This is a genomic window from Frankia sp. CcWB2, assembly GCF_977927585.1.
Window position 1 is genome coordinate 15712 of the sequence record NZ_CDWRCM010000109.1, and the last position, 674, is coordinate 16385.

The following is a 674-nucleotide window of genomic DNA, read 5'->3' on the forward strand; positions in this document are numbered from 1 at the left end:
GGTGACGGTCCGCGGGTACGTCCTCATCAGGCCGGACGGGGCCAGTTACCTGTGCACCGGGCTCGCCGGTTCCTACCCGCCGCAGTGCGGCCGGCCGGCACTGCGGCTTGTCGGACTGGACCCGGCCGACCTACCGAGTCCCGAGCATGCCTCCGGAGTCACCTGGACCGGCGAAACCACACTGGCCGGAACCGTCCGGGACGGCACGCTGACGCTTCGCCGCTGACCAGGATCGCAGCCGCGTTCCCCTGCTCAGCCCCGGACCAGCCCGCCCAAGGCCGCCCGCCCAAGGCCGCCCGCCCAAGGCCGCCCGCCCAAGGCCGCCCGCCCAAGGCCGAAGGGGGCACCGCCCTGCCCTACGACGGCTGGCACCGGGCCGTCCAGACGGCGAGCTCGGTGCGGGCGGCCACGGTCTCGCGGTGCTCGGGTCCCAACGCTCGTTCGAACAGCGCCAGTACCGCGGCGAACTGGTCCCGGGCACCCGCGGGATCCCCCGCCTCACCGGTCCAGTGGGCGAGGTTGCGCTGGTCGAGCAACGTGTCCGGATGGCCGGGGCCGAGGACCCGCCGGTGGATCAGGAGCAGGGCGGCGTACTGGTCACGGGCCATCGCGGGGTCTCCCGCCTGACCCATCCAATAGGCGAAGTTACCCCGGGCGACTAGGGCCTGTTTGGG

2 protein-coding genes are annotated in these 674 nt (G+C 73.6%); one reads left to right on the plus strand and one right to left on the minus strand.

The annotated features are described in order from the left end of the window. The coding region (locus tag ACY45C_RS12915) for a hypothetical protein (RefSeq protein WP_462187867.1) at nt 1-226 on the plus strand (226 nt) is incomplete at its 5' end. A 130-nt stretch (nt 227-356) separates the two neighbouring features. Here ACY45C_RS12915 and ACY45C_RS12920 read toward each other — a convergent pair. After that, the coding region (locus tag ACY45C_RS12920) for a tetratricopeptide repeat protein (RefSeq protein ID WP_462187868.1) at nt 357-674 on the minus strand (318 nt) is incomplete at its 5' end.